The organism is Pantoea sp. X-Soil-YNGN-785, assembly GCF_059730585.1.
Window position 1 is genome coordinate 932,131 of sequence record NZ_AP035942.1, and the last position, 17,797, is coordinate 949,927.

A 17,797-nucleotide genomic window follows, 5' to 3' on the forward strand; every position below is an offset into this window, starting at 1 on the left:
TGGAGATAACAAGATGAAAGTCGGTTTAATGGCGATGATGATGGCGGGCCTGCTGGTCAGCGGGCTGGCGGGTGCGGCGGAGAAGACCCCGCAGCAGGAAAAGATGACAATGTGTAACCAGCATGCTAAATCACAGGATCTCAAAGGGGATGCACGTAAAAACTTTATGAGTGAATGCCTGAAAAAAGACAGCAAACTGTCGCACATGTCGTCGCAGCAGATGAAAATGAAAAGCTGTAACGGCGAAGCTGGCGATAAAAAGCTGGCAGGCGATGCGCGTAAAACCTTTATGAGCCAGTGCCTGAAAAAAAGCTGATCATCCCCCACGGCCACGCAGGTGGCCGCTTCTTCTTTCTGCGCAACAATGATTCAGTTCCTTAACGCTGATTAAATTACCTTCCACAACAAAACCTTAACCCCTCTGACAAACATTCCTCATCAGGCTTCCCGGTTCCTTTGCCACACTTACTGTTTGTGGGGATTTGCGCAGGCTTTGTTTTACCGCGCAGCACCAGACCCGAAACAGCGAAAGGAGCCATGCCGTGAACTATCAATTTACCGCCGACCTGAACGATCTGCCGCAGCGACAGCCGGTTAAGAAAACGCTGGGTGAGGTAGAGGTGTTACTGATTCGCGACGGGGACAACGTACGCGCGTATCAGGCGAAATGTCCGCATGCGGGCGCGCCGCTGGAGCAGGGCGCGATTTGTGGCGACCGGCTGGTCTGCCCGTGGCACAAAGCCGCGTTTCATATCGCCGATGGCAAAATGTGTGAACCGCTGGCGCTGGCCGATCTTAAGCAATATCCGCTGCGCATTGAAGAGGGCCGGGTGCTGGTAAACCCAAAAGCGATGTCTCCCGCTGCACCCATTGGCAGCGGAGCAGACGCACCGGTTTATGTAGTGCTGGGTGGTGGCGCTGCGGGCAGCGCAGCGCTGTGGCGTCTGCGTCATGACGGCTTCAAAGGCCGCCTGATTCTGGTTGAGCGGGAAGCGGACGCGCCTTACGACCGCACTGCGCTGACCAAATTTGTGCCGTCGGGCAAAATGGACATCAGCGAGGTGCCACAGCTGCTGAAAGCGGATGTGATGGATCACGTTGAACGCGTGCAGGCTACCGTGAGTCGCCTTGATACGCAGCAGCAACGGCTGATCTTCGACGATGGCGAAACGCTTGCCTTCGACAAACTGCTGATCGCCAGCGGCGCAAAGCCTGTCCGTCCCGATTTGCCAGGCAGCGATCTTGAAGGAGTTTATTTGCTGCGCAGCAAAGCGCAGACCGATGAGCTGCTTAAAGCGGTGGATGCCAGCCATAAAATCGTGATTATCGGCAACAGTTTTATCGGCACCGAGCTGGCGTCGGCACTGCGTAATCGTGACATCGACGTTACGGTGATTGCCCGTCAGGCGCTGCCCTTTGCAAAACGGTTTGGCGATCAGATAGGCCGCTATTTCTACCAGCTGCATGAGCAAAACGGCGTGAAGTGGGTGCAGGGCGAGATTGAAGCTATACAGGGCGACCAGCAGGTGAGTGGCGTACAGCTTAAGGGTGGACGGCAGCTGGATGCGAACGTTGTGCTGTTTGCTACCGGCGTAAAACCGGCTACCGACTTTATCCACGATCTGCCGCTGGCAGAGGATGGCAGTCTGCAGTCAGACGAGCATTTACGGGTCGCTGACAATATCTGGGTGGCGGGTGATATCGCCACGTATCCGTCGGCACAGGGTCCGCTGCGCATTGAGCACTATCGCGTCGCGCATCAGCAGGGACAGACCGCCGCATGGAATATGCTGGATCAGAACGTTGCCTTTGATCGTGTGCCGTTCTTCTGGACCACGCAGTATGGCACCCGTTATGAGTATGTTGGCCATGCGGCAGAATGGGATAATGTCGAGCTGATCGGCTCGCTGGAGGACAAAAAGTTTATGGCGTTTTATGGTCAGCAGGGGCAACTGGCGGCGATCTGCTCATGCGGTATGTATACGCTGACTGCTGAGCTGGTGGAGCGGATGCAGCAACCGATGTCGCTTGCCGACGCGGTGGCGCTCGCTCAGGCGCACATCAGTTAAGTTGCGCACAAGGCGGGCCGCGAGCCGGTCCGCCCTGCGCAGTGCCTGAACGCTTAGCTGCGGCTTAGTTTTTCGGACTTCGCCATGCACTGCTGCATTGCTTCAATCACCGCCGAGCGCATCCCTTTCTCTTCCAGCACCTTCACGGCTTCAATGGTGGTGCCGCCAGGCGAGCAGACCATATCTTTAAGTTCAGCCGGATGTTTGCCGCTGGTCAGCACCATCTCCGCCGCCCCTTTTACCGCCTGTGCAGCAAACTGATAGGCCTGGGCGCGCGGCATGCCGCCCAGTACGGCCGCATCCGCCATCGCCTCGATAAACATAAAGACGTAGGCCGGTGCAGAACCGCTGACGCCGACCACGGAGTGAATCAGATATTCATCCACCACGGCCGCTTTGCCGAAGCTCTCAAAAATCGCGACGACCTCGTCGATCTCCGCCTGCTCAACCAGCACGTTGGGCGTGACCGAGGTCATGCCTTCGCTGACCAGCGAGGGCGTATTCGGCATCGCCCGGACAATTTTACGATCGTAGCCCAGCACCGATGAAAGCGAATCCAGCGTCACGCCCGCCGCAATCGACACTACCAGCGCCTCTTTTTTCAGGCTGCCGGCCAGCTCTTTTAATACTTTCAGAATCACATTGGGTTTTACCGCGCCGAACAGGATGTCCACCTCACGCGCCAGCGCATCCGCGCTCTCAGCTGCGTTGATGCCATACTGCTCTGCCATCGCCTGGTTGGTCTCTGCTTTGCGATCGTAAACGAAGATATCAGACGGGGCGATTTTGCCGCTGTTGACCAGTCCGCCGATAATAGCTTTCGCCATGTTTCCCCCGCCGATAAACCCGATTTTTTTTGCCAGCATCGCCATCTCCTTAGGACATTATTCGGTTTTCTCAGTGGGCTAGCTTACTTCAGCCAGCCCGAATAACAAGTCAGCCGGATGCGGGCTGGAAAGCGTGCCGCAAATAAAATTTGCCATTCAGGGAGAACCCGGCAAGATCTCAGGCTTCTCTGACTGTAAGGAATCATGATGTTTATCTGGGTCGATGCCGATGCCTGTCCGAATGTGATCAAAGAGGTGCTCTACCGTGCGGCGGATCGCACCTCCACCACGGTCACTTTTGTGGCAAACCAGTTTCTGCGTGTGCCGCCATCGCCTTATCTGCGCACCCTGCAGGTGCCAGCCGGATTTGATGTGGCGGACAATGAGATTGTCAGGCGTTGTCAGCCTGGCGATCTGGTGATCACCGCCGATATTCCGCTGGCGGCTGAGGTGATTGAGAAGGGGGCGGCAGCGCTGAATCCGCGCGGTGAACGTTACTCACCGGCAACGATACGTGAACGCCTGACGATGCGAGATTTTATGGATACTCTGCGGTCAAGCGGCGTGCAGACCGGCGGCCCCGCGACGATGAGTCCGCGTGACCGCCAGCAGTTTGCGAATGAGCTGGATAGCTGGCTCACTCAGCAGAAACGCTCGACTTAAACGAAGCTGTCGTCATCGTCGAAATCACCGCCGCCAAAATCGTTCAGATCGCTGTTGTCGGCATAATTACTGTCCCAGCCTGAGTTCTGATCGAGGAAGGCGTTATCGTTACCGCCGTTAAAGGCATCGGCGTTGTCATCGCCACCGTTAAAGGTGTTGAGATTATCATTCACCTCCGGCAGCGGCGGCTCATTGATGATGTTCACAATCTCTTCCGGCTGTGAATGGTGGAACATGCTGGTCAGCATATCGGCCATCACCACACCCCCTGCCACGCCCACTGCTGTTTGTAGTGCGCCGCCAAGAAAACCGGTGCCGCGTGGCGCTGCTGCCTGAGCAGGGGCATATTGCTGCTGTGCCGGTTGTTGCGGCGCACTGTTCCACGGCGATGGTTGCTGTTGCTGCTGCTGGACGGGCTGCTGCTGGCGCGAACCGCTGCCAAACAGTCCCGACAGAAAGCCGCCGCTGCTCTGTGCGGGTTGTTGCTGCTGTTGCTGCTGCAACTGTGCAACCTGGCTTTCCAGCGCTGACACTTTCTCATTGAGTTTTTTCAGCGCCGCTTCCTGAATCAGGATCGCCTGCGCCATGTAGTAAGGCGCGCCCGGCTGCGCCTGAAGATGCTGGTTAATCAGTTGTTCGGCTGCGGCATCGCGTGCCGCGGTCTGGCTTTCAGCCTGTTTCAGACGGCTGAACAGCCCTTCAATCAGTTGTTGTTCTTCGCGTTGCATGATGACTCTCCTGTGGCGATTGTTACCAGTATATGGGGGCGCCGGTAAGAAAAGTAAAATCGCGGCGGTAAGCAAATATTGCCAGCGCATTCCGGACGCTGTTTTGCGCGTTTTTTATCGTCCTGTTAGCGCCGTGATGCACAAAACGTGCATGCTTTTCCCGTTGAAAACACAAAGATTATCGCTGTTCAGGTAACGAAAATGCGTAAATCATGCCTGACAGGTGGAGGCAATAATAATTTCCAGTTATCATGCGTCGCATTATTAAGCTAACCATGCAGCCGCATCGCGCGGTCAGGCGGAGGAACGGCCCTGATGTCACTACCCATCTTTTTGATTGGCGCTCGCGGTTGCGGCAAAACCACGGTCGGCGAAGCGTTGTCGCAGGCGCTGGGCTACGCCTTTACGGATACCGATCATCATCTGCAACTTAGCACGCAGCGCAGCGTGGCCGAGATTGTTGCAGCAGAAGGCTGGGACGGTTTTCGCGCCCGTGAAACGGAATCGCTTAAAGCGGTGACGGCACCCGGGACTGTGATTGCCACCGGTGGCGGGATGATTCTGGCTGAAGAGAATTGCCGTTTCATGCAGGAGCAGGGCCGGGTGATCTGGCTCAGCGCGTCGCCGGAAGTGCTGGCAGAACGACTGGAAAGCGAACCTGAAGCGGCTCAGCGTCCGACGCTGACCGGACGTCCGATTGCCGATGAAATGAGTGATGTGCTGCGTGAGCGCGCGCATCTCTATCAGTCCGCAGCCCATCATCAGGTGAATGCCATGCAATCGCCTGAGTGCGTAGTGGAAGAGATTTTGCTTTCCCTCTCTCTGGCGCGCGCCAGCTAACCCTCAGATTTTTCCCGCTTTGATCCCGCTTCGGATGGCATTGTCTATACTGATCCTATGACAGGCAGCAGCCTGTCCTGTGGAATGTTATTCAGACAAGAGGGACACACTATGCCGACCAGACCACCATACCCACGTGAAGCGAAAGTTGTGCCTGTTGAAAAGGGTCCTGAGGGAAACAAAGTAACCTCCTACGAATTGCGTGCTGATCATCCCAAACCGAATTCATTAATCAGTGAGCACGAAACGGAAGAAGAAGCGCGTGACGCCAAAGAGCGTTACGAAGATGTCGAGAAAGAGTAAAGCTTTGCTGCTGGCAGGGACGCCAGCCTGTCATGTCTGATAACCCTGTCTTTTTCAGCGCAACGCTGTTCCAGTACAACGCCTTTTTGCCCTCATAGCGACCTGATTATTAAAGAAGCGAAATTTACGCAGATTTACTGTCGTATGCTTTCTGCTCATGCGTCTGTTCTGCACTCTCTTCACGTCGCCATATAAAGCCCCGCTAATCATTTCTGTCACATTATTTTCTCTGCTGCCGATAACGGTAAGTGTTGAATTGTCGCTTGACCGATTCAGCGTCACGTTTTACTTTCGTCAAACCAACAGAGGAACTTAGTTCCATATAGTGGAACACGTTACATGACCACACTTGAAAATGCGGCTGCCGTACTCCGATTGTTTCAGCACAAAGGTGTGACGCAGGGGCATGTCGGTCTCTCATTCAGTGAGGTGGTTGAGGCGCTGACGCTGCCGAAGAGCACCGTTTCACGTCTGCTGGCCACGATGGAAAGTCAGGGGCTGCTGGAGCGGGATGCGGACACGCGCGGTTATCATATTGGTCGCGTGTTGCTGGCCGCCGCTGGTCATTATCTCTCGGCACCGCTGGTCGATAGCGTTTCAGCGGCGATGGTCCGGCTGGCTGCGAAGACCGGCTGCATGGGATACGTGTCGAAGCTCGATGGACGGGAAGTATTAGTAATGCGCATGTTTCATGGGCGTCACTTTACGCAGATGGTCACACCGCCCGGCAGTCGAATGCCTGCCGCTGCGACGTCAACCGGTCGGGCGCTGTTAGCGCAACTCAGTGACGAAGAGGTCATAGCGCGCTTTCATGATCACTGGCAGGCTGGCCCGGCGAACTCGCCGCAAAGTCCCGAGGCGCTCTGTGCCAGACTGGCTGAAATCCGCCAGCACGGCTGGTCACTGGCCCGCAATGAATCACTGCCAGGCATCAGCTCGCTGTCGGTCATTGTTCATAACAAACATCATGGCGAAACGGTGGCACTCTGCCTGTCGTTTCTGTCACAGGAGAGTGAACCGGGTTTCCCGCCAGCGCTCCTTGAAGCACTACGTGCAACGGCCACAGAGATGACCGACAAATATGGCGCGTAACTTCACCACGATTTTATCGGCGTAATACTTTCGCCACACCAGGGAAAACCAGGGCCTTCGGGCCTTTTTCTTTCAATCTGATCGCTACGTTGTCCGCAGCAACCCGGTTGCCTGTGTTCGTCTCCCCCTGTCTCCTGTATCGGTTCAGCATCCGGGGTGACGACCATCTGCAATGGCTGTTGCTATGCGGCGCGCATCAGGGCAGTGAACCAGAAAACCGGCGTAAACCTGACATCAGGCAGGCGGACGTTATTTCATTTCTTCTCAACAAGGACTGGCGGGGACATATGGAACGGGTAAATCCAATCAGACACATTGGCGTGGCACTGGTTTTAATTTTTCTTTCCATCGCGGGTGCCATTATCGGCATTCAGCTGATTACGACGATTGGCGTAACGCCTAATACCTCCATTATCGGGGCGCTGTTTGCCATGCTGCTGGCGCGTATTCCGCTGCAGGCATTTCGCCGTTATCGTTCGATTGAAATCCAGAACCTGGCGCAGACCGCCATCTCTTCAGCGACCTTCGGGGCGGCTAACAGTCTGCTGATGCCGATTGCTGTGCCCTGGGCGCTGGGTGAGCCTCAGCTGGTGCTGCCGCTGTTCTGTGGCGTCAGCGCCGCGATGCTGCTCGATGCCTGGCTGCTCTATCGGCTGTTTGATACCCGCGTCTTTCCGGCCAGTAATGCATGGCCACCAGGCGTTGCAGCAGCAGAAGCGATTAAAGCGGGGGATAAAGGCGGACGCCAGGCGTGGCTGCTGGTGGCGGGCATTGCCGGTGGCGTTGTCGGCGCCATGCTGAAGATTCCGATGTCCGCTTTTGGCACCGCGTTTATTGGCAATATCTGGGCGCTATCGATGCTCGGAATCGGTTTTCTGCTGCGCGCCTACGCGCAGCCGGTGGCCGGTATTGATATCAATGCGCTCTATATTCCGCATGGGGTCATGGTCGGTGCCGGTCTGGTGGCGCTGATTCAGGTGGTGATGGTCATCCGCAGCCGTAAAAATGATGCGCTGACGGTGAGTCGCAACGGTAATGAAGTGCAGCGGGCGCTGGGTTTCGGTAGCGTGGGGTATATCGTGATTTCGGCGCTGCTGGCCCTAGCGGGTGGCCTGTGGAGTGAGATGGGCATCGCGATGCTGCTGCTGTTTGTTCTCTATGCTGCGTTTGCCGCTTTCGCCCATGAACTGATAGTCGGCATTGCCGCCATGCACTCTGGCTGGTTCCCGGCCTTTGCCGTGGCGCTGATTACGCTGATTATCGGCATTCTGATCGGCTTTCCACCGCTGGCGCTCTGCCTGCTGTGCGGCTTTACGGCCGCTACCGGCCCGGCGTTTGCTGACATGGGTTACGACCTGAAGGCGGGCTTTATCCTGCGCGGTAACGGGGCGGATCTGCAGCAGGAGTTGTGGGGACGTCGTATTCAGCTGATCGCGGCCATGATCGCCTTTGTGGTGTCGATTCCCCTTGTCTGGTACGCGCATACTCTTTTCTTTACAGACAATCTGCTGCCGCCGGTGGCGCGTGTGTATGCCAAAACAATTCAGGCGGGTGCTGAACCCGGTATCGCCGGAAACCTGCTGATGTGGGCTATTCCGGGTGCCCTTATCCAGCTGATCGGCGGGCCGAAACGCCAGCTGGGCGTGCTGCTCGCCACCGGTTTATTAATTAATAACGCGATGGCGGGCTGGGCGGTGGTGGTGGGGATCGCCTTACGCATTGTGATCATTCGCATCTGGGGCGAACGCGGCCGCTCGCCCATGGAGGTCATGGCGGCAGGCTTCATTGCCGGTGATGCTCTCTATAGCTTCTTTCATTCGCTGTTTGCCAGCAGCAGCAAAAAATAAAGGATAAAGCATGAGCTTGCAGCAGACCCTGGCGGTTTTTGAGTTACTGGATAGTGCCCACATTGACGGGCAGCAGGTCGTGGATCTGTTTACCTCTTATCCTGACGTTATGGCCCGCTTTACCCGCGTCACCGGCCCCAAAGGTCGTACTGATTTTGTGCGCATTGATATCCCGGGCACCCAAGGTAAATCAGGCGGCGGCACGGCACCGACGCTGGGCATCATTGGTCGCCTGGGTGGCATTGGTGCCCGTCCTGGGCGTATCGGCATGGTATCCGATGCGGATGGCGCAATAGCGGCGATCGCCAGTGCGCTTAAACTGGCGCAGATGCAGAGCAAAGGTGACAGGCTCGCCGGCGACGTAATCATCACTACTCATATCTGTCCCGATGCACCGACACGGCCGCATCAGCCGGTCGATTTTATGGATTCGCCGATTGATGATGTCACCATGAATGATAATGAAGTGGTGGCGGACGTGGATGCGATTCTGTCGATCGATACCACCAAAGGTAACCGCATTATCAATCACAAAGGCTTTGCCCTGTCGCCGACGGTGAAAGAGGGCTATATCCTGCGGGTTTCGGAAGATCTGCTGCGCATTATGGAGATGACCAGCGGCCGTCCGGCGGTGACCTTTCCCATCACTACGCAGGATATTACCCCTTACGGCAACGGTGTTTATCACCTCAACAGCATCCTGCAACCCTCGACCGCCACCGATGTGCCGGTGGTCGGTGTGGCGATCACTGCCGAGTCGGTGGTGCCGGGCTGCGGAACCGGGGCCAGTCATGAGGTGGACATTGCGGCAGCGGCGAAGTTTGCAATTGAGGTGGCGAAGGCGTTTGGTCGTGGAACCTGTCACTTCTATGACGCTGAAGAGTATGCGCGGCTGATTACGCTCTATGGCAGCCTGGCGCACCTGCGCCACCGGAACCACTAAGATGGCGAAATCACTGGCGACCCTGACAATCGGGCAGTCACCACGCAGCGATATTCTGCCGTTGCTGCGTCAGCATCTGCCGGATGCGGTGACCGATCATGCCGGTCTGCTGGATGGACTGGACGCTACTGAGATTGCCGACCACTTCGCGCCAGCCGCAGGCGACAGAGTTCTGGTGTCACGGTTACAGAGTGGCGAACAGGTGCGGCTGTCGGCGTCGGAAGTGGAGCAGGGGTTACAGCGTAAAATCAGCGCGCTGGAGCTGATGGGGTATGACACCATTCTGTTGCTATGCACCGGTGAATTCAGCCAGCTCGTGACCCAGCGTGCGCTGCTGCTGGAGCCGGATCGCATCATTCCTCCGCTTATACGCGCCATGGTGCAGCAGCAGCGGGTCGGGATTGTGGTGCCGGTTGAGGAGCAGATTGTTGAACAGGCTGGCAAGTGGCAGCCACTGCCCGCGCAGCCCTGTTTTGCGGTCGCCAGCCCCTATCAGGGCGATGAGGCAACCTTCGCCGATGCCGCAAACCGCCTGAAAGCGCAGGGCGCAGAGCTGGTGGTGCTTGACTGCATGGGCTATCACCAGCAGCATCGGGCATGGTTACAGCAGCGGCTGGACGTGCCGGTTCTGCTCTCTAATCAGCTGGTAGCCCGACTGGCGGCGGAGCTGCTGCCCTGACGCAGGCGATCACAAACCGCCATCATTTCGCGTGACAGATCAGCGGGTTCCCTTCTACACTGCCTGACACACAACATGTGCTCTGGAGAACTATTATGCTCAACGTAAGTGAGTATTTTGACGGAAAAGTTAAATCTATCGGTTTTGACAGTGCGAGCACCGGCCGTGCCAGCGTGGGCGTGATGGCTGAAGGTGAATACACATTTGGTACCGGCCAGCCGGAAGAGATGACCGTGGTCAGCGGCTCGCTTAAGGTGCTGCTGCCAGGTGAGACCGAGTGGAAATGGTTTGAAGCGGGTTCGGTGTTTAACGTGCCGGGCCACAGCGAATTTCATCTGCAGGTTGGCGAGCCAAGTTCCTATCTCTGCCGTTACCTGAAAGATAAAGATTAAAAAAAGGGCCGCCAAGCGGCCCTTGAAGTTGCTGATAAAGTTTGCCCTGGCCAGCTGTGAGATCGAGCCTGCGAAGGGAAAACGGTCAGATCGGAAAGTCGCTTAAACCATCCATGGCCGCTCGGCCCGCGCCGTCCATGGCGCGGGACGCTTTCCTCCTCTGCCCACTTTCCCTGCGCTTTTAGCGAATGTGCAGTTGCGAGATCAACCGTGATTGGGTTTGTCAGCATTCTGAAATGGCCGCTAAGCGGCCATTTTTTTGGCAAACAATATCTGTCCGGGTGATTCTGATTAACGCTGGGCTTCGCCGCCTAACGCTTCCACCAGATTGCTGGTCAGTGCCGCCAGTTCGCTAGTCATCAGAATAAAGTCTGCATCAAAGCGCTGGGCAAAATCTTCGCGATCGATATCGTCGTTCTGGTCGCGCAGCGTGTCGCTGAACTTCAGACGTTTTACCGAACCGTCATCCGCCAGCACGAACTGAATGCGCTCCTGCCAGTCGAGTGCCAGTTTGGTCACTACCTTACCGGCTTCGATATGGTTGGCGATCTCGTCACACACCAGATCCTGTTTCTTACAGCGGATGACGCCGCCATCTTCCAGCAGCGCTTTCAGCTCCGCTTCATCCATCAGTGCAAAACCGGCAGGCAGGTCGCCCGAACGCACCCATTCGGTCAGGGTCAGCTCGATCGGGTTTTCCAGCGTCAGCGGCACCACCGGCAGTGAACCCAGACTTTTGCGCAGCAGCGCCAGAGTATCTTCCGCTTTTTTCGCGCTGGCACAGTCAACCATAATCAGGTTATTGACCGTATCGATCCACAGATAAGTCTGGCTGAAACGGCTGAAGGCGCGCGGCAGCAGGCTGTGCAGCACTTCATCTTTCAGCGAATCTTTTTCGGTCTTTTTGAGCTTGCGGCTCTGCTCAGATTCCAGCTTGTCGATTTTCGCTTCCAGCGCCTGTTTCACGACCGGCGACGGCAGGATTTTCTCCTCTTTGCGGGCGCAAATCACAATCTGGCCTTTGTTCTCGTGGGTCAGCGCATCGCTGCGGTTACCCATCGGCGGGACCCAGCCGGTCTTGCTCATATCCTGACTGCCACACGGTGAAAACGTGAAGGCGTCGAGCTGTTTTTCCATCTCATCTGCGGACAACGGAATGTCACGATTCAGACGATAAACCATCATATTTTTAAACCACAACATCGGGATTCCTTACCGGGGCGCGATCGGGCGCACAAGTCTGCGAGAGTCAGCGCGCATGATAGCGAAACATCGGAGTGGTTTCATTGCCTTTAAGGCAGCCGCCTTCTACTGTATCTCTCACCTGAACGAATAACGAGGACGTAACCTTGCGCATAGGCATAGATCTGGGTGGCACCAAGACAGAAGTGATTGCATTGTCGGATAAGGGACAGGAGCTGTTCCGCCATCGGGTGAATACCCCGCGTGACGACTATCAGGCCACGGTGCAGGCGATTGTCGATCTGGTCACACTGGCCGAGCAGAAAACCGGCGAGACCGGTACGGTCGGCCTTGGGATCCCTGGCTCGCTTTCGCCCTTCAGTAAGCGGGTGAAAAATGCCAACTCCACCTGGCTCAACGGCCAGCCGCTGGATAAAGATCTGGCTCAGGCGCTGAACCGGGAAGTGCGCATCGCCAACGATGCTAACTGCCTGGCCGTGTCGGAAGCGGTTGATGGGGCGGGAGCCGGACAGTCGCTGGTGTTTGCCGTGATCATCGGCACCGGGTCGGGCGCGGGAGTGGCGATCAACGGGGAATCGCGCATCGGTGGCAATGGCAATGCTGGCGAGTGGGGCCACAATCCGCTGCCGTGGATGGATGAAGATGAGCTGCGCTACCGCCAGGAAGTGCCCTGCTATTGCGGGCAGCAGGGCTGCATCGAGACCTTTGTTTCCGGCACCGGTTTTGGTATCGACTATCAGCGGCTGAGCGGCGTGCATCGCAAAGGCGCAGAGATCGTTTCGCTGCTGGCACAGCAGGATCCGATCGCCGAACTGGCGATGAGCCGCTATGAGCTGCGGCTGGCAAAATCGCTGGCGCAGGTGGTGAACCTGATCGATCCCGACGTGATCGTGCTGGGTGGCGGGATGAGCAATGTGGATCGTCTCTATCAGACCGTGCCGGTGCTGATGAAGAAGTGGGTGTTTGGCGGGGAGTGTGAAACGCCGGTGCTGAAGGCGCAGCATGGCGATTCCAGCGGCGTGCGCGGTGCGGCGTGGCTCTGGCCGCTTAACGGCTGATGCCGATCCTGCCCGCGGTTCAGCACCTGAAGCCCGGGTGCTGAACCGTTAACCTCTGGCGCAGCATCCTGCCGCGCCGCGGTTATTCGCCAGCCAGCATCGTGTCCTGCGGTGCCCGATCGCGCTGCGCTTTGGTGGCGAGGAAGTAGAGATAGCCGACCACCATGATGGCGACAAACAGCGCGCCAATCACCGGATTAAACCACAACATCGCCAGCAGGCAGACGACTGACAGCAGCAGGGCGATGCCCGGCACAATCGGATAACCCGGCGCGCGGAAGCTGCGCACCATCTTCGGCGCGCTGCGGCGCAGTTTAAACAGGCTCAGCATGCTCATGATGTACATCACAATCGCGCCAAACACCGCCATGGTGATCATCGCTGCCGTCAGCGTCATCCCCTGCAGATTAATCACGCCATCGCTGTAAATCGCCGCGATGCCCAGCACGCCGCCGAGAATAATTGCGCGATGCGGAGTCTGGAAACGCGACAGTTTTGCCAGCGAAGGGGGCAGATAGCCCGCGCGGGCCAGGGCAAAAAACTGCCGTGAGTAGCCGAGAATGATGCCGTGGAAGCTGGCAATCAGGCCAAACAGCCCAATCCACACCAGCATATGCATCCAGTTAGAGTGTTCGCCAACGATCATTTTCATCGCCTGCGGCAGCGGATCGTTAATGTCAGCAAGTTTGCGCCAGTCACCTGCGCCGCCTGCCATCAGCATCACGCCAATTGCCAGCACCACCAGCGTCAGGATCCCGCTGATATAGGCACGTGGAATGGTCCGGGTGGGATCTTTCGCCTCTTCAGCCGCCATCGCGGCGCCTTCAATAGCAAGGAAAAACCAGATGGCGAAAGGAATGGCGGCGAAAATGCCGGAGAAGGCGGGCAGTCCGAAGCTGTCGCTGCCCGCCCAGCCGTGCGCAGCAAAGTTTGCCAGGCTGAAGCCAGGCGAGACCACGCCCATAAACACCAGCAGCTCAATGACCGCCAGCACGGTGACAACCAGCTCGAACATCGCTGCCAGTTTTACGCCGAGAATATTCAGCGTCATAAACACTAGGTACGCGCCGACCGCTGCGGTTTTCGGGTTCAGCTCGGGATACTGCACATTGAGATAAGCCCCGATCGCCATGGCGATCGCCGGTGGCGCAAAGACAAACTCAATCAGCGTCGCCAGCCCGGCAATCAGCCCGCCGGTTTCGCCAAAGGCGCGACGGCTATAGGCAAAGGGGCCGCCCGCATGGGGGATCGCGGTGGTCAGCTCGGTGAAGCTAAAAATAAAGCAGGTGTAGAGCGTGGCGATCAGCGCCGTGGTCACCAGAAATCCCAGCGTGCCTGCCACAGCCCAGCCGTAACTCCAGCCAAAATATTCGCCTGAGATCACCAGGCCAACCGCAATCCCCCACAGATGCAGGGTGCCCAGCGTGGGCTTGAGTCTGTTTGTCATACTTTTATCCCCGTCGTTGTTGGTCTCACGCGGCGTTACACCGCCATAACTACTAAAGTAAGGGGATAATGCCGTTGCATTACTCACCACGACTTGACGCGGGCGCAGTAACTTCTGTCCTCCACAGTCAACTCACAGGCAACAACCTGGCCAGCTGCACGCTGCGGTCAACTTTGTCTCTTCTGAGGTCAAGCAGCTCACCTTCTGGCAACGCATGCTGAGATAACGCAAGTGAAAAGGAGCCGGATGATGAGCGCTAAACAATATGACAACCTGACTGATTCCCAACTCACCCTGATGGCGCAGCAGGCGCTGGCCTGTTATCCCGACGCACTGCAGGGTCAGCTCAGCCTGCTGTGCCGCTCAGAGAACGCCACGTTCCTGGTGAAAGCGGCAGGCCGGCGTTATGCGTTGCGGCTGCATCGCGGCGATTACCATCAGAAAGCGGATATCCTCAGCGAACTGCTTTGGCTCGATGCATTGCGCGAAACCGGCATTATGGTGCCGGAAGCGGTGCCGGACAACGCGGGCGAAACGGTGCTGACGCTGCGGCTGCCGGATGGCAGTGAGCGCTACGTGGTGCTGTTTCACTGGATCGACGGGGAGATGCCGACCACCGACGTTGATCCCCGCGCCTTTCAGCAGCTGGGCCAGATTACCGCGCGGCTGCATCAGCACAGCAAACAGTGGCAGCCACCCGCGGGTTTCCAGCGGATTGTCTGGGATCACCACACCATGACCAGCGCTGAGAGTCACTGGGGGCGCTGGCAGGATGCGCCGAATCTGCCTGTTGCCGATCACGGCGTCGTCGAACAGACGATCGCGCAGGTCGGCGCGGCGATGGCGCAGTTTGGTAAGGGATCGGATCGCTATGGCCTGATCCACGCCGATCTGCGGCTGACCAATCTGCTGCTGCACAAGGGCGAAACGCGGGTGATCGACTTCGATGACTGCGGACTCGGCTGGTATCTGCACGATCTGGCGGCCGCGATCAGTTTTGTTGAGCATCACCCGCGCGCGCCAGAGTGGATCGATCACTGGATACGCGGTTATGAGCAGGTGGCGCATATCAGCGATGCGGAGATGGCCATGCTGCCCGCGCTGCTGATCCAGCGTCGTATTCAGCTCACCGCCTGGGTAGGATCGCATGCTGAAACCGAAATGGCGCGTAGTCTCGGCCCGGCGTGGGCCAGTCACTCGGTCCGCCTCTGCCGCGATTATCTTGAGGGTAAAGCGCTGCCGGTCGGCGTCTGATGCACCAGCGGCGGGCGTGGCTGCGCCGCCGCAGTGCCGGATGCCGTGTCCGCGCGCAGTCCGGACCGCCCGCAGGCGGGGCTTAGAGACCTGGTATGGAATTTGCTCTGATCTCAGGAACGGGTGATCCACCTGACTTCTGACTGAGGCGACCATGAATCCGACACTGATCAAGCCCGATGCTTTTGCGGCCTGCTCTGCCGCGGCGGGGGCAGGCAATCACGGCGTACTGGCTGCGGCGGCGACCGGCCTGAGCGAGTTTATTCATACTCAGGGTGGCGATGTTGATCGCATATTTGGCATCAGCGGCATCGATCCGGAACGTCTGGCCAGTCCGACGCTAAGCCTGGGGCTGGTGAACTACTGTCGGGTGCTGGAAGAGGCGGCGCGCCACTCTGGTTTTGATAACTTCGGTTTGCACTACGGCAGGCAGTTTAAACCGCAGTCATTAGGCCTGATCGGCTACATTGGCTTGTGCTCCGCCACGCTGGAACAGGCGCTGCACAATGTGGTTAACGCATTTCCCTGGCATCAGCACGATACCTTAACCCGGCTGGTGGATAAGGGAGAGTGCTGGCGGCTCGACTATCAGGTGCGCCACGGGGCTATTCTGTCGCGCCGTCAGGATGCCGAGCTGACGCTGGGGATGTTTATGAATCTGATCCGCCATGTCGCGGGGAGGCACTGGGCGCCGCGCGAAGTCCATTTCGAGCATCCGCGTCCTGGTCAGTGGCACGATCACTGCAAAGTGTTTGATGCGCCGGTCTGGTTCGATCAGCCGTTTAATTCGCTGGTGATCCCGAAACGCGATCTGCTGCGCGCGATGCCGGAGAGCGATCCGATCCTGTTGATGGTGATGCAGGATGCGATACGGCGGCTGAACCGCGGGACGTCTCAGCAGAGCATGATTGAGCAGGCGCGTTCGCAGGTTAATTTATCGCTGATGCAGGGCGAGCCGGTGCTGGAAGAGGTGGCGGATAAACTCGGGCTGTCGAGCTGGTCACTACAGCGGCGGCTGCGCGAAGAGGGCAGCAGCTTTACTGCGCTGGTGGATCAGGTGCGCTGCGAAATGGCGACGTACTATCTGCAGCAGAAGCAGCTGCCGATCTCGGAGATGGCGCTGCTGCTGGGCTACTCGGAAGTCAGCGCGTTCTCACGCGCATTTCGCCGCTGGTTTGGCATCAGTCCGCGCCAGTGGCGCCAGGAAGGTCTGGCCAGCTAACCACGCGGCGCAAAGCCAAACCACGCCGGTTGTCCCGGCTCCGGCGGCGGGGGCAGATCGCGCGTTTGTGCCACCAGCTGCCAGGCACGCAGGCAGAGCGCCTCATCCCCCTGAGTCTGCGTCACGGCATAATGTCTGCTGTGTTGTTGCCACTCCATCCGTACCAGACATTGCTGACCGGCGTAACGCGCCGCATCAGTAAACTGTCGATTCAGTACCGGCTGCATTTGATTAGTCCAGTGACAGGATTTGCTGTCCGGATCCTTCGCAGGCTCACACAGGTTTGCCTCGCTATCCCGTTGCTTTGACACAGGTTGCTGACAGGCGCTGAGTGCCATTGCAATAATCACACCTGGCAATACTCTCACTATTGTATTAATTAAATTCATCAAATTAGCCACTTTTTTCTAAAGATCTTCCGGTCTGCTGCCGACAGTCTACAGACCGGCCTGCTGAATGCTATGGCATTCCTCCGACTGTCGGCAGAACCAGAATTTACCGCCCCTGTGCGGATGATGTCTTTTTTCACTTCATGGATTAGAAATGCAGAAAAAATATGCCTTTGCGGCACTCTCCTTGTTAACCACCTCGCTAATCAGCGGCTGTGCTACCGAATCTTCCCGTGCTATTCAGGCTCCGCAGGTTCGTGCAGCCAGCCAGCCGGTTTATCAGGGCGTGCGCAGCCCGATTGCGGTAGGTCAGTTCGATAACCGCTCCTCGTACATGAACGGCATCTTCTCTGATGGTGTCGATCGGCTGGGTAATCAGTCGAAAACCATTCTGATTACCCATCTGCAGCAGACCAATCGCTTCAGCGTGCTGGATCGCAGCAATCTGAAAGAGTTGCAGCAGGAGTCAGACTTCAAACGCAGCCAGCAGAATATCAAAGGCGCGAACTACATCATCACCGGTGATATTACCGAGTTTGGCCGCAAAGAAGTGGGCGATCAGCAGCTGTGGGGCATTCTGGGCCGCGGCAAAACCCAGATCGCCTATGCCAAAGTGAATCTCAACGTGGTGGATGTCACTACCTCTGAAGTGGTTTACAGCACCCAGGGTGCAGGCGAGTACCAGCTTTCGGCGCGTGAAGTGATCGGCTTTGGCGGCACCAGCAGCTATGACTCGACGCTGAACGGCAAAGTGATGGATCTGGCGATTCGCGAAGCGGTCGATCATTTAGTGGATGGAATCAACAACGGCGCATGGCGTCCGGCTAAATAAGGAAGCAGT

Annotated in this window: 19 protein-coding genes; 14 read left to right on the plus strand and 5 right to left on the minus strand. The window is 57.4% G+C overall.

Features of this window, described 5'->3' with window-relative positions:
• Nucleotides 1-13: 13 nt before the first annotated feature.
• Together AC6I8E_RS04165 and AC6I8E_RS04170 are read left to right on the plus strand one after the other, a co-directional pair.
• Complete coding sequence (locus AC6I8E_RS04165; protein ID WP_201252063.1) at nt 14-316, plus strand: PsiF family protein; 303 nt, start codon at nt 14-16, stop codon at nt 314-316.
• A gap of 226 nt (nt 317-542) precedes the next feature.
• Nucleotides 543-2,069: an FAD-dependent oxidoreductase gene (locus AC6I8E_RS04170; RefSeq protein WP_147788585.1), complete on the plus strand. Its 1,527-nt coding sequence runs from the start codon at nt 543-545 to the stop codon at nt 2,067-2,069.
• Nucleotides 2,070-2,122: 53 nt separating this feature from the next.
• On the opposite strand, the gene proC is transcribed toward AC6I8E_RS04170, so the two are convergent.
• Entirely contained in the window at nt 2,123-2,935 is an 813-nt protein-coding gene (gene proC / locus AC6I8E_RS04175; protein ID WP_013356940.1) for a pyrroline-5-carboxylate reductase, read from the minus strand.
• Nucleotides 2,936-3,103: 168 nt separating this feature from the next.
• Between proC and AC6I8E_RS04180 the strand changes: the two genes are divergently transcribed.
• Nucleotides 3,104-3,559, plus strand: a complete 456-nt coding sequence (locus AC6I8E_RS04180) for a YaiI/YqxD family protein (protein ID WP_013356941.1) — start codon at nt 3,104-3,106, stop codon at nt 3,557-3,559.
• On the opposite strand, the gene AC6I8E_RS04185 is transcribed toward AC6I8E_RS04180, so the two are convergent.
• Nucleotides 3,556-4,287 (minus strand): DUF2076 domain-containing protein, encoded by a 732-nt coding sequence (locus AC6I8E_RS04185; RefSeq protein ID WP_013356942.1) that lies wholly within the window; start codon nt 4,285-4,287, stop codon nt 3,556-3,558. The two genes, AC6I8E_RS04180 and AC6I8E_RS04185, sit on opposite strands and share 4 nt — an antisense overlap.
• Before the next feature lie 315 nt (nt 4,288-4,602).
• Here AC6I8E_RS04185 and aroL point away from each other — a divergent pair, with 315 nt between their 5' ends.
• From aroL to ppnP, 7 genes are all read left to right on the plus strand, one after another.
• Nucleotides 4,603-5,127 (plus strand): shikimate kinase AroL, encoded by a 525-nt coding sequence (aroL, locus tag AC6I8E_RS04190; RefSeq protein WP_033782008.1) that lies wholly within the window; start codon nt 4,603-4,605, stop codon nt 5,125-5,127.
• A 111-nt stretch (nt 5,128-5,238) separates the two neighbouring features.
• The gene (locus tag AC6I8E_RS04195) at nt 5,239-5,430 is read left to right on the plus strand and encodes a YaiA family protein (RefSeq protein ID WP_033731718.1); all 192 of its coding nucleotides are present in this window, start codon (nt 5,239-5,241) and stop codon (nt 5,428-5,430) included.
• Nucleotides 5,431-5,769: 339 nt separating this feature from the next.
• Nucleotides 5,770-6,522 carry an IclR family transcriptional regulator gene (locus AC6I8E_RS04200; protein WP_095707629.1) on the plus strand — a complete coding sequence of 251 codons (753 nt, stop codon included), beginning with the start codon at nt 5,770-5,772 and terminating at the stop codon, nt 6,520-6,522.
• A gap of 287 nt (nt 6,523-6,809) precedes the next feature.
• Entirely contained in the window at nt 6,810-8,369 is a 1,560-nt protein-coding gene (locus AC6I8E_RS04205) for an OPT/YSL family transporter (RefSeq protein ID WP_201252065.1), read from the plus strand.
• A 10-nt stretch (nt 8,370-8,379) separates the two neighbouring features.
• Nucleotides 8,380-9,312 carry a DUF1177 domain-containing protein gene (locus AC6I8E_RS04210; RefSeq protein WP_497824469.1) on the plus strand — a complete coding sequence of 311 codons (933 nt, stop codon included), beginning with the start codon at nt 8,380-8,382 and terminating at the stop codon, nt 9,310-9,312.
• Between the two features lies 1 nt (nt 9,313).
• On the plus strand, nt 9,314-9,991 hold the full coding sequence (locus AC6I8E_RS04215; protein WP_497824470.1) for an AroM family protein: 678 nt from the start codon (nt 9,314-9,316) through the stop codon (nt 9,989-9,991).
• A gap of 95 nt (nt 9,992-10,086) precedes the next feature.
• Complete coding sequence (gene ppnP, locus AC6I8E_RS04220; protein WP_013356948.1) at nt 10,087-10,383, plus strand: pyrimidine/purine nucleoside phosphorylase; 297 nt, start codon at nt 10,087-10,089, stop codon at nt 10,381-10,383.
• A gap of 291 nt (nt 10,384-10,674) precedes the next feature.
• Here ppnP and rdgC read toward each other — a convergent pair whose 3' ends face one another.
• A complete protein-coding gene (rdgC, locus tag AC6I8E_RS04225; protein ID WP_013356949.1) occupies nt 10,675-11,586 on the minus strand; it encodes a recombination-associated protein RdgC in 912 nt (303 codons plus the stop codon).
• Nucleotides 11,587-11,732: 146 nt separating this feature from the next.
• Between rdgC and mak the strand changes: the two genes are divergently transcribed.
• Nucleotides 11,733-12,644, plus strand: a complete 912-nt coding sequence (gene mak / locus AC6I8E_RS04230; protein ID WP_013356950.1) for a fructokinase — start codon at nt 11,733-11,735, stop codon at nt 12,642-12,644.
• 82 nt (nt 12,645-12,726) lie between these two features.
• On the opposite strand, the gene eat is transcribed toward mak, so the two are convergent.
• Nucleotides 12,727-14,091: an ethanolamine permease gene (gene eat, locus AC6I8E_RS04235; protein ID WP_497824471.1), complete on the minus strand. Its 1,365-nt coding sequence runs from the start codon at nt 14,089-14,091 to the stop codon at nt 12,727-12,729.
• 249 nt (nt 14,092-14,340) lie between these two features.
• On the opposite strand from eat, the gene AC6I8E_RS04240 reads away from it, so the two are divergent.
• Together AC6I8E_RS04240 and qhpR are read left to right on the plus strand one after the other, a co-directional pair.
• A complete protein-coding gene (locus AC6I8E_RS04240; RefSeq protein WP_370426795.1) occupies nt 14,341-15,345 on the plus strand; it encodes a phosphotransferase enzyme family protein in 1,005 nt (334 codons plus the stop codon).
• A 154-nt stretch (nt 15,346-15,499) separates the two neighbouring features.
• Nucleotides 15,500-16,567 (plus strand): AraC-like transcriptional regulator QhpR, encoded by a 1,068-nt coding sequence (gene qhpR, locus AC6I8E_RS04245; RefSeq protein WP_013356953.1) that lies wholly within the window; start codon nt 15,500-15,502, stop codon nt 16,565-16,567.
• Here qhpR and AC6I8E_RS04250 read toward each other — a convergent pair.
• Complete coding sequence (locus AC6I8E_RS04250; protein ID WP_266307992.1) at nt 16,564-16,794, minus strand: cell envelope integrity TolA C-terminal domain-containing protein; 231 nt, start codon at nt 16,792-16,794, stop codon at nt 16,564-16,566. The two genes, qhpR and AC6I8E_RS04250, sit on opposite strands and share 4 nt — an antisense overlap.
• Nucleotides 16,795-17,110: 316 nt before the next feature.
• Here AC6I8E_RS04250 and AC6I8E_RS04255 point away from each other — a divergent pair, with 316 nt between their 5' ends.
• Nucleotides 17,111-17,788, plus strand: a complete 678-nt coding sequence (locus AC6I8E_RS04255; RefSeq protein ID WP_013356955.1) for a CsgG/HfaB family protein — start codon at nt 17,111-17,113, stop codon at nt 17,786-17,788.
• Nucleotides 17,789-17,797: the final 9 nt, after the last annotated feature.